15 protein-coding genes are annotated in these 15,748 nt (G+C 64.9%); 9 read left to right on the forward strand and 6 right to left on the reverse strand.

What is annotated here, in order from left to right; all coding sequences use genetic code 11:
* Window positions 1-4 precede the first annotated feature (4 nt).
* The 3 genes from OSC27_RS01810 to OSC27_RS01820 are packed head-to-tail and all read right to left on the reverse strand — an operon-like array spanning window position 5 to window position 2,489.
* A complete protein-coding gene (locus tag OSC27_RS01810) occupies window positions 5-847 on the reverse strand; it encodes an SDR family NAD(P)-dependent oxidoreductase (protein WP_267179701.1) in 843 nt (280 codons plus the stop codon).
* Complete coding sequence (locus OSC27_RS01815; RefSeq protein ID WP_267179702.1) at window positions 844-1,680, reverse strand: N-acyl homoserine lactonase family protein; 837 nt, start codon at window positions 1,678-1,680, stop codon at window positions 844-846. Before OSC27_RS01815 ends, OSC27_RS01810 begins: the two co-directional genes overlap by 4 nt.
* The gene (locus tag OSC27_RS01820) at window positions 1,677-2,489 is read right to left on the reverse strand and encodes an N-acyl homoserine lactonase family protein (protein WP_267179703.1); all 813 of its coding nucleotides are present in this window, start codon (window positions 2,487-2,489) and stop codon (window positions 1,677-1,679) included. Before OSC27_RS01820 ends, OSC27_RS01815 begins: the two co-directional genes overlap by 4 nt.
* A gap of 340 nt (window positions 2,490-2,829) precedes the next feature.
* Between OSC27_RS01820 and OSC27_RS01825 the strand changes: the two genes are divergently transcribed.
* The 8 genes from OSC27_RS01825 to OSC27_RS01860 all read left to right on the forward strand — a co-directional run bounded on the left by OSC27_RS01825 (window position 2,830) and on the right by OSC27_RS01860 (window position 12,042).
* Window positions 2,830-3,807 carry a sugar ABC transporter substrate-binding protein gene (locus OSC27_RS01825; protein WP_267179704.1) on the forward strand — a complete coding sequence of 326 codons (978 nt, stop codon included), beginning with the start codon at window positions 2,830-2,832 and terminating at the stop codon, window positions 3,805-3,807.
* A 46-nt stretch (window positions 3,808-3,853) separates the two neighbouring features.
* Window positions 3,854-5,392, forward strand: coding sequence for a sugar ABC transporter ATP-binding protein (locus OSC27_RS01830; protein ID WP_267179705.1), 1,539 nt, complete (start codon window positions 3,854-3,856; stop codon window positions 5,390-5,392).
* Window positions 5,389-6,441: an ABC transporter permease gene (locus tag OSC27_RS01835; protein ID WP_267179706.1), complete on the forward strand. Its 1,053-nt coding sequence runs from the start codon at window positions 5,389-5,391 to the stop codon at window positions 6,439-6,441. Before OSC27_RS01830 ends, OSC27_RS01835 begins: the two co-directional genes overlap by 4 nt.
* 47 nt (window positions 6,442-6,488) lie before the next feature.
* Window positions 6,489-7,217: an SDR family NAD(P)-dependent oxidoreductase gene (locus OSC27_RS01840; protein ID WP_267179707.1), complete on the forward strand. Its 729-nt coding sequence runs from the start codon at window positions 6,489-6,491 to the stop codon at window positions 7,215-7,217.
* A gap of 42 nt (window positions 7,218-7,259) precedes the next feature.
* Window positions 7,260-8,438 (forward strand): ABC transporter substrate-binding protein, encoded by a 1,179-nt coding sequence (locus OSC27_RS01845; RefSeq protein ID WP_267179708.1) that lies wholly within the window; start codon window positions 7,260-7,262, stop codon window positions 8,436-8,438.
* Between the two features lie 93 nt (window positions 8,439-8,531).
* On the forward strand, window positions 8,532-9,455 hold the full coding sequence (locus OSC27_RS01850; RefSeq protein ID WP_267179709.1) for a branched-chain amino acid ABC transporter permease: 924 nt from the start codon (window positions 8,532-8,534) through the stop codon (window positions 9,453-9,455).
* Between the two features lie 62 nt (window positions 9,456-9,517).
* Complete coding sequence (locus tag OSC27_RS01855; protein WP_267179710.1) at window positions 9,518-11,317, forward strand: ABC transporter permease subunit; 1,800 nt, start codon at window positions 9,518-9,520, stop codon at window positions 11,315-11,317.
* The gene (locus OSC27_RS01860) at window positions 11,314-12,042 is read left to right on the forward strand and encodes an ABC transporter ATP-binding protein (protein ID WP_267179711.1); all 729 of its coding nucleotides are present in this window, start codon (window positions 11,314-11,316) and stop codon (window positions 12,040-12,042) included. The genes OSC27_RS01855 and OSC27_RS01860 overlap by 4 nt, the downstream gene beginning before the upstream one ends.
* 15 nt (window positions 12,043-12,057) lie before the next feature.
* Here OSC27_RS01860 and OSC27_RS01865 read toward each other — a convergent pair whose 3' ends face one another.
* The 3 genes from OSC27_RS01865 to rfbB are packed head-to-tail and all read right to left on the reverse strand — an operon-like array spanning window position 12,058 to window position 15,063.
* Complete coding sequence (locus OSC27_RS01865) at window positions 12,058-13,227, reverse strand: glycosyltransferase family 4 protein (RefSeq protein WP_267179712.1); 1,170 nt, start codon at window positions 13,225-13,227, stop codon at window positions 12,058-12,060.
* A gap of 4 nt (window positions 13,228-13,231) precedes the next feature.
* Window positions 13,232-14,071, reverse strand: a complete 840-nt coding sequence (rfbD, locus tag OSC27_RS01870; protein WP_267179713.1) for a dTDP-4-dehydrorhamnose reductase — start codon at window positions 14,069-14,071, stop codon at window positions 13,232-13,234.
* Window positions 14,072-14,073: 2 nt separating this feature from the next.
* A complete protein-coding gene (gene rfbB, locus OSC27_RS01875; RefSeq protein WP_267179714.1) occupies window positions 14,074-15,063 on the reverse strand; it encodes a dTDP-glucose 4,6-dehydratase in 990 nt (329 codons plus the stop codon).
* A gap of 71 nt (window positions 15,064-15,134) precedes the next feature.
* On the opposite strand from rfbB, the gene OSC27_RS01880 reads away from it, so the two are divergent.
* On the forward strand, window positions 15,135-15,746 hold the full coding sequence (locus OSC27_RS01880) for a dTDP-4-dehydrorhamnose 3,5-epimerase family protein (protein WP_267179715.1): 612 nt from the start codon (window positions 15,135-15,137) through the stop codon (window positions 15,744-15,746).
* Window positions 15,747-15,748 lie beyond the last annotated feature (2 nt).

Consider the following 15,748-nt stretch of genomic DNA (forward strand, 5'->3'; position numbering starts at 1 on the left):
TGCATTACCTTCGATCCGATCCGTAGATGACCCTGTCGGTGGCTGCCGGGTCCCAGGCTCCGGCTCCCGCGGCAGGCCGCACTGTGTTGACGATCGTCGCGCCGCCATCCACAGAAACAATTTGCCCTGTCATGTAGGCAGCGTCTTCGCTGAGCAGGAACGCGACGACTCCCGCCACTTCCTCAGGCGTTCCTGCTCGACGTAGCGGCGTTGTGGATGCGCGCTTCTCCATGTCGTTCTTGCCGCCTGTCGCGCTGGCAGCAGCCGCGAAGAGCTCGGTCGGCACGATCCCCGGAGCGACAGAGTTGACACGAATTCCCAGCGGCCCGCCGTAGGCTCCCGCCCCGTGCACCAGCCCGTGCACGGCGTGTTTCGACGTTGTATACGGCAGGAGATCCGCGCTTCCGGTGAGACCGGCAATGGAGCCGGTCACCACGATCGCACCAGTCGACTGCTGAACCGCGAACTGCCGGAAGGCAGCCCGTAGTCCCAGGAACTGTCCACGCACATTCACGGCGAGCACGCGGTCGAATTCCGAGACGTCAATGTCAGGTAAGGGAGCGAACGTGCCGAACACGCCCGCGTTCAGGTGATAGAGATCCACACGGCCGAACCGGTCCACGGCGGCGGCCATGTATCTTTCGACTGCAGCCTCGTCGGAAATGTCTGCCTCGACGGCGATCGACGGCGTCGGCAATTGATCGACGACCTCGTGCGCCGCATCCGCGTTGATATCAATGACGACGATGCTCGCGCCTTCGCGGGCAAGCCGAAAAGCTGAGGCACGACCTAGCCCGCTACCCGAACCCGTAACGATGGCAACCCGGTTCTCGAAGCGTCCACTCATGATCGGGCCGTTCCCATGGAGGTCGGCGTGCCGATAATGGATGCGAAAGCCCCCAACTCTCCCGGCGCTCGAGCGAAGCGACCGAGTGTCGTCGGATCGTGGCCGGGGACGAGGTGAGCGATCTCGCCGGAGGCGAGCATGCTCCGGAGGCGAGCGAATGCGTCGTACATCTCGACAAGATCGGCGACGGAGCTGAACGGCATATCGTCAGTCATCTCCTCGTAGTAGTGAACAGCGTCGCTTGCCAGCAGCACCGTGCCCTCCGCAGTGTCGACCTTCACGACGCTCTGGCCCGGTGTGTGGCCGCCGACTTCGATCACTTCGATGCCAGGGGCAGGCTGCGTCTGGTCGTCGAAGAAGTCCACGCGACCGGATTCGACGAGGCGCTTCAACGTCTCGAGCTCGTCGTCCTCGACCGAGTGATGGAAGAGGGCTTTGTGCGCGTTCGGGCTGGTCCAGAACTCGTACTCCCTGCGGGAGAGGATGAATCGCGCTGCCGGGAAGGCGTCAAGATTGCCGATGTGATCGTAGTGTGCGTGTGTGACGATCACGGTCGCGACCGCGGTCACATCTACGCCCAGCCTCTGCAGCAGCTCCGCCACGGGAATGAGCACGTCTCGTCCGCGCACCTTGGCGCCGTGCTCGGAATAGCCGGTATCGACGACGACTGTGCGCTCATCGTTCTGCAGCACCCACACGAAATAGTCCATGTTCAGGGGCGCATCCGGCTGCCGGTACACGGGGTAGTTCAGGAAAACGTCGCTGCGCACCGTCGCTCGAGTTCCATGCCGCGCGATGGTGACGAGGTATTCGCCGTTTGTCGGAGAGTTCACGCCAGTACCGTTGCGATCTGGCCCGCTGCGCCGGCCGCTGCCGGGAACCTGCCCCGAACGCGAGCATCATGTCCGGGCACGATTGTCGCGCCAGTCGTGCGTGAGAGCTCATTGATGAAGCTGAGTCCCCGCTTCATCTCGTCGAGGTCCGTGAACGCGAAGAACGGCCACTCGTGCTCGATCTGCTCGTAGAAGTGCGCCGCGTCGACCGTAAGAATGAGCCCGCCGCCGGCCGTCTCGACCTTCGTCAGCAGCTCGCCCGGGCAATGCCCGCCGATCGGGTACACCGTGATGCCGGGGAAGACCTCGGTCTTCTCTGTCACCAGGCGGAGCCGCCCCTGTGCCTCGGCCTCGAGTACCGGCTGCAGATCGTCTTCGGTCGAGAACTCGCCTTCAAGGTCATCTGCGCGCAACTTGGAAATCCAGTAGTCGTACTCGGCCTGAGCCGACACGATCTGCGCGTTCGTGAACAGCGCGAGGTAGCCGATGTGGTCGTAGTGGTAGTGGCTGGTGATGACCATGCTCACATCGGCAGGATCGATCCCGAGGATGTCGAGGCCGTCGGGAGTCGGTGTGACGCTGATCTCGCCGAGCCAGTCACGCTTCGGAATGTCGTAGCCGGTGTCGAGCAGGATGATCTTTCCCTGACTGCGGATCACCCAGAAGTTGTAGTCCATCTCGAGATCGCCGTCTGGCACGCCGTATTGGGCGTAGTCGTGAAACACGTCGCTCTTATGAACGACCCGCTCGCCGTACTTGACTGACCAGACCGATACGGCGCTGCCGTTGGACTCGGCTGAAGCCTTCATTGTGCAACTCCTTTGTTTGCTCAACACATTCGATCGGGCGATTCCGCCATCGATCAGAACAACATTAGCGGAACCGCTTGCCTGACTATATGATCGTCATACAAAAAAGCGCAAGTGCCGACGCAAACCAAGATCGACGCTTCGCCGCGCTTGACAAAGGTCATTTCGCCCCGCACAATGAGCTTGATTGTCAGACAATCATACGGTCATCTGAACGGTCAGGATAGGTGCTCCACGAAGGCCGCCGTCGTTCTGCTCGGATGCTCGCACCAAGACACCTCAGTGCCGAGGTTGTGCCGCTTCGCCACAACCCCGACGCGATTCCTCGAAGGGATTTGCAATGAAGCGAATCGTTACAGCAGTAGTGGGGCTTGTGGCCGCGATGAGTCTTCTCACCGCGTGCAGTTCACCCGCCGCATCAAGCCCCGGTCAAAGCAGCGACGGCACGAAGACACTCGGGATCGTTGCGCTCGTCGCCACCGACGCCCTCAACGCCGCCGTGATCAAAGGCATGAAGGAAGTCGCCGCCGACGAAGGTTGGAAGACCATCGTCACCGATACCAACGGCAGCGTCGACAAGGCGAATGCCGCCATGACGACGTTCTCGACCACGCAGAAGGTCGATGCGATCGCTGTAATGGCGTTCCTGAGCACCTCGCTCCAGTCCGGCCTGTCCTCTGCTCGCTCGGCCGGCATCCCCGTCGTCAGCTGGGGTGGGGAATTGACCGACGGCATCGTGGCCACCACGAGTGCTGAGGCCGTGGGTGTGCAGTCCGTGCAGGATCTGCTCAAGGACTTCGGCCACAAGGGCAGCGTGCTCGCTCTGACCTACCACACAGGCGTTCTCTGCTACTACCGCGGGATCGCGTTCGATGCGGCCGTCAAGAAGGAGCCGGACCTCCAGGTGACCCGAAACGAGGTTGCCATTCCCGGTCAGGTGGAGGACGGCACGAAGTTCACGTCAGGATGGCTCGCCAAGCACCCCGCAGGCAGCGGACCCCTGGCGATCTGGGGATCGTGGGACGAGCCGGCCATGGGTGCGATTGCCGCTCTGAAGCAGTCGGGGCGCACCGACGTCAAGGTCTACGCCATCAACGGAGGCCCGCAGGCTCTGCAGGCCGTCAAGGACGGCACCCTGGAGCAGGTCGTCTGGCAGGACGGTGTGACTGAGGGCAAGGACATGATGAAGGCCGCTGTCGGCTCCGTCAAGGCCGGCTCGTCGTGGAAGGCGAAGACCTACAACGTGCCCGGTATCACGGTCACCAAGGCCAACATCGACCAGTTCCTCGCCGATCACCCCGACGCGCTGAACTCCTAGGCACGATCCCACCGAACTCAAGCGACTGCAGGCAGAAGGGCACGATATGTCGGAGCGCAGCGGGGCCTGGTTGCAGGTCAGGGGCCTGAGCAAGCATTTCGGTGGCGCCAACGCTCTCTCCGCGGTGGATGTCGACATCCACCGCGGAGAGGTCCACGGCCTCGTTGGTGCCAATGGCGCAGGCAAGTCCACCTTCATCAAATGCCTCGCCTGCATCACCACGCCGGACGAGGGCACCGTGAGCCTGGATGGCGAACCGCTCGCGCTCGGTAACCCGCACACTCCCGAGGACGCCGGGTTCGCGTTCATCCATCAGGAACTCAACCTGGTGCCCCACTTCGACGCCATCCAGAACATCCTGTTGGGGGTGCCCAAGCCCCGAAAGGCCGGCTTCACGCAGTGGAGACAGGCACGGGCGATGGCGATCGCCGCCGCCGAGCGTATCGGCGTCGACTTCCCGCTGAATCGTCGTGTCGACGAACTCACTGTGGCACAGCGCTGGCTCGTGATGATCGGCAAAGCGCTGGTGCGAAATGCATCCCTCGTCGTCATGGATGAGCCGACCGCTTCGCTGTCGGCGGTGGAGAGCGACGCGCTGTTCAGGATCATCCGCGATCTCTCGCGGTCCGGCGTCGCCATTCTCTACGTGTCGCACCGGCTCGATGAGGTGCTCGACCTCTCGGACCGCATCACGGTGTTCCGCGATGGGCGCGTGACGAAACGCGCCGACCGAGGCGAACTCGACAAGGCGGGGCTGATTCAGGCCATCGTCGGTCGTGCCGTGCCCTCATCCGCTCGCTCGGTGCGTGCCGAGATCGACCGCACGACTCCGCTCTTCGAGGCCCGCAATGTGCGTCGACTTCCCATGGTCAAGGACGTGTCGTTCACGCTCTTTCCCGGGGAGGTGCTCGGACTGGGCGGCCTGGTGGGCGCCGGCCGCACGGAGACCGCACGGCTCGCCTTCCACGCAGACAAGCTGGAGTCCGGCTCCTTCCTGCTCGAGGGCACCGAACTCAAGGCGCGGGGCGTGGCGGATGCGGTCAAGGCCGGGATCGCGCTGATCCCCGAGGAGCGGCGCTCAGAGGGCCTCATCCTCGAGAAGTCGGTGCAGTTCAACATGAGCCTCGCCGCGCTCGAACATCTCAGGGCACTCGCCGGACTTCCGTTCCTCAGCGCCGCGAAGCAGAAGACGCGCACGCTCGAGATGATCCGTGCCCTGTCGATCAAGACCACAGGGCCGTCTCAGGCCGTCGGCAGGCTCTCTGGGGGAAATCAGCAGAAGGCGTTGATCGCCCGGTGGCTGATACCGGGCATCAAGGTGGTCTTCTTCGACGAACCGTCACGTGGTGTCGACATCGGCGCCCGCCAGGAGATCCACCAGGCGATCAGAGACCTGGCCGAACGGGGCATCGGCACGATCGTCATCTCCTCCGACGTGGAAGAACTGGCCATGCTCTGCGATCGCGTAGTCGTTCTGCGCGAAGGGGAGGTCAGCGGAGAAGCCGTCGGAGACGAGATCACCGAACAGGCGATCATCCAGCTCAGCTATGCCCCAGTACACGAAGCCGAGGGAGGCACCCGATGAGCACGAGTCCGACGATCCCGAACGCCGCAGCGTCCCCCCAGCCGTCTCCTACGCCAAACGGATCGGGCGTCATCGCACGCGATCAGCGACGCGTCAGCCGGCTTCTGCTGCTCATCCTCTCCCGTTACGGAACGTTGATCGGCTTGGCCCTCATGGTCATCCTCTTTACTGTCAGAGCGCCCGAGGCCTTCTTCAACATCACCAACTTCGTGAACATCCTGAGCCAGAGCTCGCTGACGGCCATCATCGCGGCCGGGCTGACGATGACGCTGGTGGTCGGAGAATTCGACCTCAGCATCGGATACGCCGCAAGCTTCGCCGGTCTGCTCGTCGTCGGCTTCATCGCGCTGAACGGGCTGCCCGTTGCCGCGGCAGTGCTGCTCATGCTCATGATCGGGGCCGCCGTCGGCACAGCGAACGGCGTGCTCGTGACGAAGGTGCGCATCAACGCGGTGATCGCCACACTGGGCGTGGGCACGATCCTGACCGGGCTCGGATTCGCCTACAGCGCGTTCCCGATTGCCGCCGGCATCCCGCAGTCGTTCGACAACATCTCGCTCGGGCGGCCGCTGCTCGGCATTCCCAATCCGATCATCATCATGGTGCTCGTTCTCGCGATCCTCTGGTTCATTCTGAACAAGACCGATCTCGGCCAGAAGATGCAGGCCGTCGGCGGCAACATCGAGGCGGCCCGGCTCTCCGGCATCCGTGTCGATCGCGTCAAGATCTTCGCCTTCGGTGCGGCGGGCGTCTGCGCGGCCTTGACCGGGATCCTGCTCTCGGCGCTGCTGGGCAGCGGAACCCTCGCCGCCGCGGACGGCTATCTGCTCGACGCTTTCGCCGCTGTCTTCCTCGGCTCAGCGACCCTGCGCGACGGCGAGTTCCACATCGTCGGCACGTTGGTCGGCGTACTCATCATCTCTGTCGGCTTCAACGGCCTCAGCATCTTCGGCGCTCCATCGTGGGCCCAGGACGTCTTCAACGGCGCGATCCTCATCGTCGCCGTCGGGCTCTCGACGCTGTCCCGCCGTTATGCCAAGGCGGGTTGAGCCCGCTCATCATTTTCACCTTCATCGTCACAACGAAAGGAAGCACCATGGTTGATCGTCTCAAGGGCAAGGTCGCTCTTATCACCGGCGGGGCCCGCGGGCAGGGGCGGGAAATGGCGGAACTCTTTACCCGGGAGGGGGCACAGGCTGTCATCGCCGCCGATATCCTCGACCCGGCCGACACCGAGAACAGCACCGTCGAGTTCGTGAAGCTGGACGTCACGAAGGACGACGAGTGGAAGGCCACCGTCGACAGGATCGTCGCCGACCACGGCAAGATCGACATTCTCGTGAACAACGCCGGCATCTGCCTGTACGAGCCGATACTCGAGACGAGCAACGAGCTATACGATCGGGTGCTCGACGTCGACCTCAAGAGCATCTTCTTTGGGATGCGAGAGGTCCTGCCGCACATGATCGAAAAGCAGGCGGGTTCGATCATCAACGTCTCGTCGATCTGGGGCCTCGCAGGAGTGCCGAACTCGTTCGCGTACCAGGCGGCCAAGGGCGCGATCCTCAACATCAGCAAGAACGTCGCCGCGACGCACGGAACCGACGGCATCCGCTGCAACTCACTGCATCCCGGCTACATCCTCTCGCCGATGAACGAGCACCAGGCGCCGGAGATCAACGAGGCACTCATCGCCGGAACCGTGCTCAAGCGGCCCGGGATCCCGATCGAGACCGCGTACGCCGTGCTGTTCCTCGCGAGCGATGAAGCCAGTTATGTGACCGGCACGGCGCTGGTCGTCGATGGCGGCTACCTCGCCCCGTAACACCACAACACCTCGACCACAACACACAAGGAAGTGAAGGCCATGAAGAAGATCACAGTTGCGGGAATCGCGGCCCTGACCGCGCTCGCGCTCGCCGGATGCTCTGGAGGCGTCGGTAGCGGCGGCTCCGGCGGCTCCGGCGGCACCATTCTCGTGGGGGGCATCGCCGGAACAAGCGGCGCTTACGGCACCACAGGGCAGGCCGCCTTCAACGGGGCCGAACTCGCGATCGACGAAATCAACAGCAGCGGCACGGTTCTCGGCAAGAAGCTGAAGTTCCAGGGTTACGACGACGGAGCGGATGCGACCAAAGCGTCTCAGCTCTTCAGCAAGCTGCAGAGCCAGGGCGCGGTCGCGATCCTCGGATCGCCGGACCAGGGGCCGACGGTCGCCGCGCTGGCGGATCAAAAGAAGTTCCCCGTACTCGGCCCGGTAGACGATGCGGGTTTGTCGATCTATCCGAACGGGCCCGAAGCTGACCCGTACGCATGGGCATGGAGTACCAGCCTCAACACCTTCGCATGGGGTGAGAAGCTGGGAGAGTACGCGCTGAAGAACTGCACCGGCCTCGCCGTGCTGCACGATCCCAGCGGTTACGGCATGGGCGGGCTCGCCGGTATCAAGCTCGCGTACGACGCTGCGGGTAAGAAGCTGGCACTTGACGAGTCGATCACAGAGAACTGGTCCACCGGCGCCACCGTTGGCTTGAAGGCTGAGATCCGCAAGATCAAGCAGTCGGGCGCTGACTGCGTCGATGTGTGGCTAACCCCGCAGGATCAGGCGTCCTTCATGCAGGAGGCACAGACCGAGGGAGCCGACTTCACCTTTCTTGGCAACGACGAGACCTGCTCTGACACCACGTTCTCGGGCCTCGCGAAGAAGCAAGGCGACGGCATGATCTGCGCCCTGATCACCACGGACATGAACCCGAATGCGCGTCTGTCCACGTTCCGTGACGACTACAAGAAGAAGTTCGGCGTGGACGCGACCGCGTTCGCCGAGCTCACCTATGACGCCGTCTACATCCTCAAGAAGGCGATCGAGGAGGGCAAGTCGACCGAGCCGGAGTCTCTGCGCACTCAGTTGAACAAGATCACGAACTTCGATGGTCTGACCGGCAGTCTGACGTTCACCGAGAAGCAGCATTCCACGCTGACGACGGATCAGCTGACCGTTGTTCGGTACGACGCCGCATCCGACGCCTGGGTGGCGGTCGACTAGGAAGCGAACCCCGGTCGTCTGTCTCGGACGACCGGGGTCACCGCCCGGCACCGCCCCACCACGAACACAGCACACGAGAACTCGAGGAGAAGAATGCTGCAAGTCTTGCTCAGCGGCCTGGCGACAGGAGCCGTGTACGGCCTCGTCGCAATGGCGTTCGCCGTGGTCTTCTACGTGACCAAGGTGATCAATTTCGCCACCGGCCAGCTGCTGATGGTCTCGATCATGACCGTCTCAGGATTGAGCGCAATCGGCGTGCCGGTGTGGCTCTCGATCGTTGCCGGCATCGCCTTGTCTACCGGCTTTGGCGTCGCGATCTACTACGGCGCGGTTGCGCCGGTGCTCAAGGTGGACCGTACCGGCTTCGGCTGGCTGGTCAGTACCCTTGGCGTGGCCATTGTTCTCGCGTCGGTTGCCGCGATGATCTTCGGGCCGACCTCGAGGGCATTCCCTGCCCTTCTGTACCACCACAGCATCCGCCTCTTCGGTACGTCGACCACATGGCAGGAGATGCTGGCCGTCATCGTCGCGGCTGTGGTGCTCGTTGCCTTTGAGGTTTTTCGCACGCGCACGCTGTTCGGCAAGGTCGGTATGGCCATTTCGGGCGATCCCGAAATGGCCACGGCGGTCGGCGCGAATGCGACCGCGTATGCCGTCATTGCCTTCGCGATCGGCGGACTGCTCGCTGGGGTCGCCGGCGTGCTCGTGGGCCCGATTACGTTTGCGAACCCGTATCTGGGCGATACCTACGGCATCGCCGGCTTCATCGCTCTCATGATCGGCGGCATCGACAAGCCGGCGGCGGCGATGGGCGGGGGAGTGCTGCTCGGCGTGCTCTCGGTCGTCGCGAACACCTACATCAACTCGCAGGCTTCCGACTGGTTCCCGTTCGTCGTCGTCGTCGCGGTGCTGCTCATCGCACCGCACGGGCTCTTCGCCTCGGGAAACCTCTTCGCGCGGTGGCTCGGCCGTGGCCGCAGATCCGCTGAGCTGGCCCTCCCGGCGGTGCGCTCATGACCACAACACTTCTTCGGCGCGAGACTCGACCCAGGGCCGCTGCGCCATCTCGGCGAGGCCGGTTGATCTCCCTCGGCATGATCGCCGTCGCCATCGCCTATCTCGCTTCTGTCGGCGGCGTCGCCAACGGCGGCTACTTCGCCCAGAGCCTCTTCGTGACCGGCGGGGTTTTCGCCGTGCTGGCGGTGAGCCTAGACCTCGTCGCCGGGGTCACGGGGCTGTACTCGCTCGGTCACGCCGGCCTGTTCGCACTCGGTGCCTACGGAACGACCCTGCTCTACCACGCCGGATGGAACATCTTCGTGCTCCTGCCCGTGGTCATCGTCGGTGTCGGCCTCATCGGGGCGATCCTCGGAACCCTCTCCCTACGTGTCAGCGGCCTCTACTTCGCGATCATGACCTTCATCTTTTCGCTCGTTGTCACCGTAGTGCTGACCGACTTCCCGTTTACCGGGGGCTTGAATGGCATCGCGGGGCCGCCTCTGCCGAGCTTCCCCGCGTCGCTCTCGTTCCTCGGGTCCTCCCTGGTCTGGTGTGTGGGACTGGTGCTGCTTCTCGCGGTCGGCGTGGTGTGGAGCATCCGTGCCTCAGCCATGTACCCCGTGCTGCTCGCGATTCGTGACGCGGAACCTTTCGCGGCGGCCAACGGCGTGCGCACAGCCGCGACCAAAGTGGGCGTCTTCGCGCTGTCCGCCGGGCTGGCGGCAATGGCGGGCTGGGCGTTCTCGTTCACCGGCTACATCTCACCGAGCCAGTTCACGTGGACGATGTCGGTGAACATTCTCGTCATGGTGATCTTCGGCGGCATCAATACCCGCGTCGGCCCTCTCATCGGTGCGGCGTTCGTGAGTGCGTTCCCCGTCGTCGTCTCAATCGATCCGCTCGTGCAGGAGGCGATCTTCGGACTGATCTTCCTGCTGGTCATCGTGCTGTTCCCCGGCGGGGTGATGGGGCTTGTCGGTTGGTTCTGGCGGCGCATCGTGTCGCGCAGCAGCACGACGCGACATCATGTGACGGATGCGGCGGGCGAGCCCGCCGTGACAGCCCCCATCGAGAGGCCCGCGCGGATCCGTGAGGTCTCGTGGCCATCCGACGAATACGCGCTCGAATGCGAGGGAATCCGCTTCTCCTATATACGCGGCAACACGGTCGTCGATGACGTCGACCTGCGTGTACGGCGCGGCACAGTGCATGGTCTGATCGGCCCGAACGGTTCGGGCAAGAGCACGCTCGTGAACCTGATCTCGGGGGCGTTGCGACCGGATGCGGGCGAGATCAGGGTCAGTTCCGTTCGCGTCGACGGGTTGCCCGCACACCGCAGGCCCGGGCTCGGGCTGCTGCGCACCTTTCAGACGGCCGTGCTCGCCGACGAGCTCTCGGTTCGGGAGAGCGTGACGATCGGTCTCTATCACCGCACCCCGAGAGTGGCTTTGCGTTCGCTCATCTGGCCTCTGCTGCCGAGCGCGCGCCGCGACCATCGCCGCATTCGGTCGGAGGCCGGGGAGGCAATCCGCTCTGTTGGTCTCGCCGAGAGCTGGAATGAGGCACGCGTTGCTGATGTGCCACACGGGGTTGAGCAGCTGACCCAACTGGCGGCGGCGTGCGTGGGCGAGCCGAACATCCTTATCCTCGATGAGCCTCTGGCGGGCTTGTCGGCGAGTGAGGTCGCGGAGGTCACCGAGATCATCGACGATCTTCGCGCCAAGGGCGTGACGATGGTCATCGTCGAGCACCAGACTCAGTTCATCTTCGGTGTGTGTGACGATGTCACAGTTCTCGCCGCGGGCAAGCTGGTGACCAGTGGCCCCGCAGAGCAGGTCAGGCAGAACGAACGAGTGCGAGAGGTGTACCTGGGCCAATGAGCGAACACGCATCCCCGGCGCTGACGGTCGAGGGCCTGTCGGCCGGTTACGGTCGGTTCGAGGTGATCCACGACATCACCCTGAGCGTCGCCAAGGGCCAGGCGGTCGCCCTCCTCGGCCCCAATGGCGCAGGCAAGACGACAGTGCTGCGCGCCATCATGGGCATGCTGCGTCACCGGCGGGGCTCTGTCATCGTCGACGGCACCGACATCACTGCGATGCCGCCGCATCGCGTGGCTCGCGGCCATGTCGCCCTGGTTCCCGAGGGCAGACGGCTCTTCCTCGGCCAGACGGTGGAGGACAACCTGCGGCTCGGCGGGTTGCACCTGCGACATGACAAGGAGCGCACAGAGGCACTGCTGCGATCCGTGTTCGAGCTGTTTCCTGTCGTCGAGCGCTATCGCTCACGACCGGTGACAGCGATGAGCGGTGGAGAGCAGCAGATGGTCGCCATCGGGCGCATGATGATGAGTGCTCCGTCGTTGATGCTGCTCGATGAACCGTCTCTCGGCCTGGCACCGCTGGCGATTCAGGGCATGGCGGATGCGCTTGGCGCGCTACGTGAACGCGGGCAATCGATACTGCTCGTCGAACAGCGCGTCGATCTTGCGCTGCAGGTCTGCGACCACGTCTATGTGCTCAGCGGTGGTCGCATTGTGCGTCAGAGCGACGCTGCAAGCGTGGATGCGCAGGGACGTGAACTCATCGACGCCTATCTCGGCTGAGCGGGCACACCGCCGTTACAGGTCGGCGTGCAGCTGCCAGATGCGCTCGGCCGAGTCGCGCCAGCTGAACGCGCGCGCCCGGTCCTGGCCGAGCACGCCGAGCTTCTCGGCGAGAGCCGCGTCGCCCAGGATGCGCCCGATGGCGTCGGCCAGGCGGCGGGGATAGCCTGCGGCATCCGCTCGTGGAACGGAGAGACCGGCACCGTCGGCGACCTCTGTGAGTGCGGGGTCGTCGGAGTGCACGACCGGCGTGCCGAACCGGAACGCCTCGATGACCGGCAGGCCGAAGCCCTCGGCGAGGCTCGGGTAGACGAAGACTGCGGCGCGGTCGAGCGCCACCGCGAGGTCGGCGTCGTCGAGCTGCCCGAGCATGCGCACGCGGTTCTCGGCCAGCCCTGCGGCAGCGGCGACTCCGGCCGCGGTCTCGACGCCGACGGCACCAGCGGCCTCCTCGGCAGGCGCCGCCTCGGCTCCGGCGATCAGCAGCGGCAGCCCCTCGGTCTCGGGCAGGGCCATGGCGGCGATGAGCGAGCGCAGGCCCTTGCGCGGGTCGATACCGCCCATCGCGAGAATGTACCGCGGGGGCAGCCCGAGCGCCCTCGCGCGCTCGTCGGCGTCCGAGGCCGAACCGAGCCGCAGCGTCGCGGCCGGCGCCCCGCTGATCACGCGGATGCGATCGCCGAAGTCGAAGCGCTCGCCCAGCTGCGTCGCGACCGCATGCGTGGGCACGACGATCGCATCGGCGTGCTTGCGTGCCCGCTTGATCATGGCCTTCTGCCACTGCACGTCGCGTGGCTTCAGCGATTCCGGATGCGTGTACGCGAGCGTGTCATGAATCGTGACGACGACCTGCGTTCCGTCGATGGTCCGGTCGTGCTTCATGAGCGGGGCGAGCAGCCCGGGGGAGTGGATCATGCCGGGCCCGATCGGGATCCCGATTCCGTATTGCCACGCGCGCGCCAGCTCACGTCGCCGCAGCGGCACGGTGTGCAGCCGCACGAGCCCGGGCAGTTGCGCCTCGAGCCGCTCGTACTTCTCGGCCGCGTGCGAGGCGACGATGCCCTCGACGTCGCACCCGCGTGGTGCCGTCTCGATGAGCTGGCTGGTCAACTCGCGCGTGTATCGCCCGATGCCGCCGCCGTCTGCGGAGATGAGCGGATCGACGACAACGCGAAGTGTTGCCATGGCCTCACAACCCCCTGCTGGCGGCCTCCGCAAGCGCTTCGCGCCAGTCGCGCATGGGGGCCAGACCGGCCTTGTGCCAGGCCTCATGGCCGAGCACGGAATACGAGGGCCGAGGCGCCGGCCGCACAAACGTCGAGCTGTCTGTCGGTGTGACCCTATCAGGGTTCAACCCCGCCGACTCGAACACCGCCCTCGCGAAGCCGAACCACGTCGTCTCGCCCGCGTTCGTGCCGTGGTAGACGCCGCCGGGCGCGTCGCTGTCGAGAAGCGTCACGATCTGCGCCGCCAGGTCGCCGGTCCACGTCGGCTGCCCGCGCTGGTCGTCGACGACGCTCACGGTCTCGTGCGTGTCGGCCAGGCGCAGCATGGTCTTGGCGAAGTTCGGCCCGCCCGCGCCGTACAGCCAAGCGGTGCGCACGACGTATGTCGCACCCGGGTTCGCGGCCAGTGCGCGGCGCTCGCCATCCGCTTTGGTGCGACCGTATGCCGAGATCGGCGCGAGCGCCGTGTCCTCGGCGTATGGCGCGGAGGCAGCGCCGTCGAAGACGTAGTCGGTCGAGAGCTGCACGAGCCGCGCGCCGTTCTCTGCCGCGGCGATGGCCAGGTTCTCGGCACCGACCGCGTTGACCGCGTGCGCCTCGGCCTCGTGCGTCTCGGCGTCGTCGACCTTCGTGTAGGCGGCCGCGTTCACGATGACCCCATGAGCGGATGCTGCCTGCCGCACCTCGTCCATGTTCGTCACGTCGAGCTCGGCCCGCGTCAGCGCCGTCACGTCGCGCCCCTCGAGCGCGCGCTGCAGATCGAGCCCGAGCATGCCGCCCGCCCCCGTGATGAGATATCGCATGCTCACGCCTCGAGCGCGGCGCGGGCCTTCAGCGGCTCCCACCAGGCGCGGTTGTCGCGGTACCACTGCACCACGTCGGCGAGCCCCTGCTCGAACGGAACCTGCGGCTCGTAGCCGAGCTCGGCCTGGATCTTGGAGATGTCGACCGAGTAGCGCAGGTCGTGGCCTTTGCGGTCGGCGACGCGGTCGACGTACGACCAGTCCTTGCCGGTGGCGTCGAGCAGCAGCTGGGTGAGCTGCTTGTTGGTCAGCTCGGTACCGCCGCCGATGTTGTAGATCTCGCCGGCGCGCCCTCGCGTAAGCACCATCGCGATGCCGCGCGTGTGGTCGTCGACGTGCAGCCAGTCGCGGATGTTGTTGCCCTCGCCGTAGAGGGGAACATGCTTGTCGTCGATGAGGTTCGTGACGAACAGCGGGATGACCTTCTCGGGAAAGTGGAATGGCCCGTAGTTGTTGGAGCAGCGCGTGATCGACACGTTCAGGCCGTGGGTGCGGAAGTAGCTGCGTGCCAGCAGGTCGCTGCCGGCCTTCGACGCCGAGTACGGCGAATTCGGCTCGAGCGGGCGGTCCTCCGCCCACGAACCTTCGGCGATGGATCCGTAGACCTCGTCGGTCGAGACGTGCACGAAGCGCTGAAGGTTGTTGCGCAGCGCGGCATCCAAAAGCTGCTGGGTGCCGAGCACGTTCGTCTCGACGAAGATCGAGGCGTCGCGAACCGAACGGTCCACGTGCGACTCGGCCGCGAAGTGCACGACCGCGTCGACGGAGGGGAACAGCTCGTCAAGCAGCCCCCCGTTGCGAATGTCGCCCTTAACAAAGGTGTACCGGGGCGAATCGGCGACGGATGCGAGGTTCTCGAGATTGCCCGAGTAGGTGAGCGCGTCGAGCACCACGACCTCCGCACCCTCGAGGCCCGGGTAGGCGTCTTCGAGCGTGCGCCGCACGAAGTTGGAGCCGATGAAACCGGCGCCGCCGGTGACGAGAATCTTCATGGGGAATGGGTGCTTTCTGTCGACAAACTCAGCGAAGAGTCTATCGTGGGGCCGATTGCTAGACTCGGCGGGTGCAGATTCGCGAGCTGTCCATTCCCGACTCCTACGAGATCACGCCGAAGCAGCACGGCGACGACCGTGGCGTCTTTCTCGAGTGGTACCGGTTCGATCGGCTCGAGGAGACTCTCGGGCATTCCCTGAACTTGCGGCAGGCAAACACGTCGGTTTCGAAGCGCGGGTCGGTGCGCGGCATCCATTTTGCGGATGTTCCCCCCAGCCAGGCCAAGTACGTCACCGCCCCTTATGGTGCAGTCCTCGATTTCGTTATCGATATTCGCGTGGGTTCACCGACTTTCGGCACGTGGGATTCGGTGCTTCTCGACGACAAGGATCGGCGCGCGATCTATATCGCTGAAGGCCTGGGCCACTGCTTCGTGGCGCTTACTGAGGACGCAACGGTGAGTTATCTTGTGACGGATGTCTACAACCCAACCCGCGAGCATGGCATCAACCCGCTCGACGCCGATGTCGCATTGCGGTTTCCTGACGAAGCCGGCGCGCCGCTGCTCTCGCCGAAGGACACCGATGCACCCGGGCTTCTTGAAGCCGCGGATGCCGGCCTGCTCCCCACCTGGGATGCGGCTCGCGCGTTCTACGACTCGCTGAACAACGGGGGGCGCTGACA

The sequence above is a fragment of the Microbacterium sp. STN6 genome, assembly GCF_026410545.1.
Classification (GTDB): Bacteria; Actinomycetota; Actinomycetes; order Actinomycetales; family Microbacteriaceae; genus Root112D2.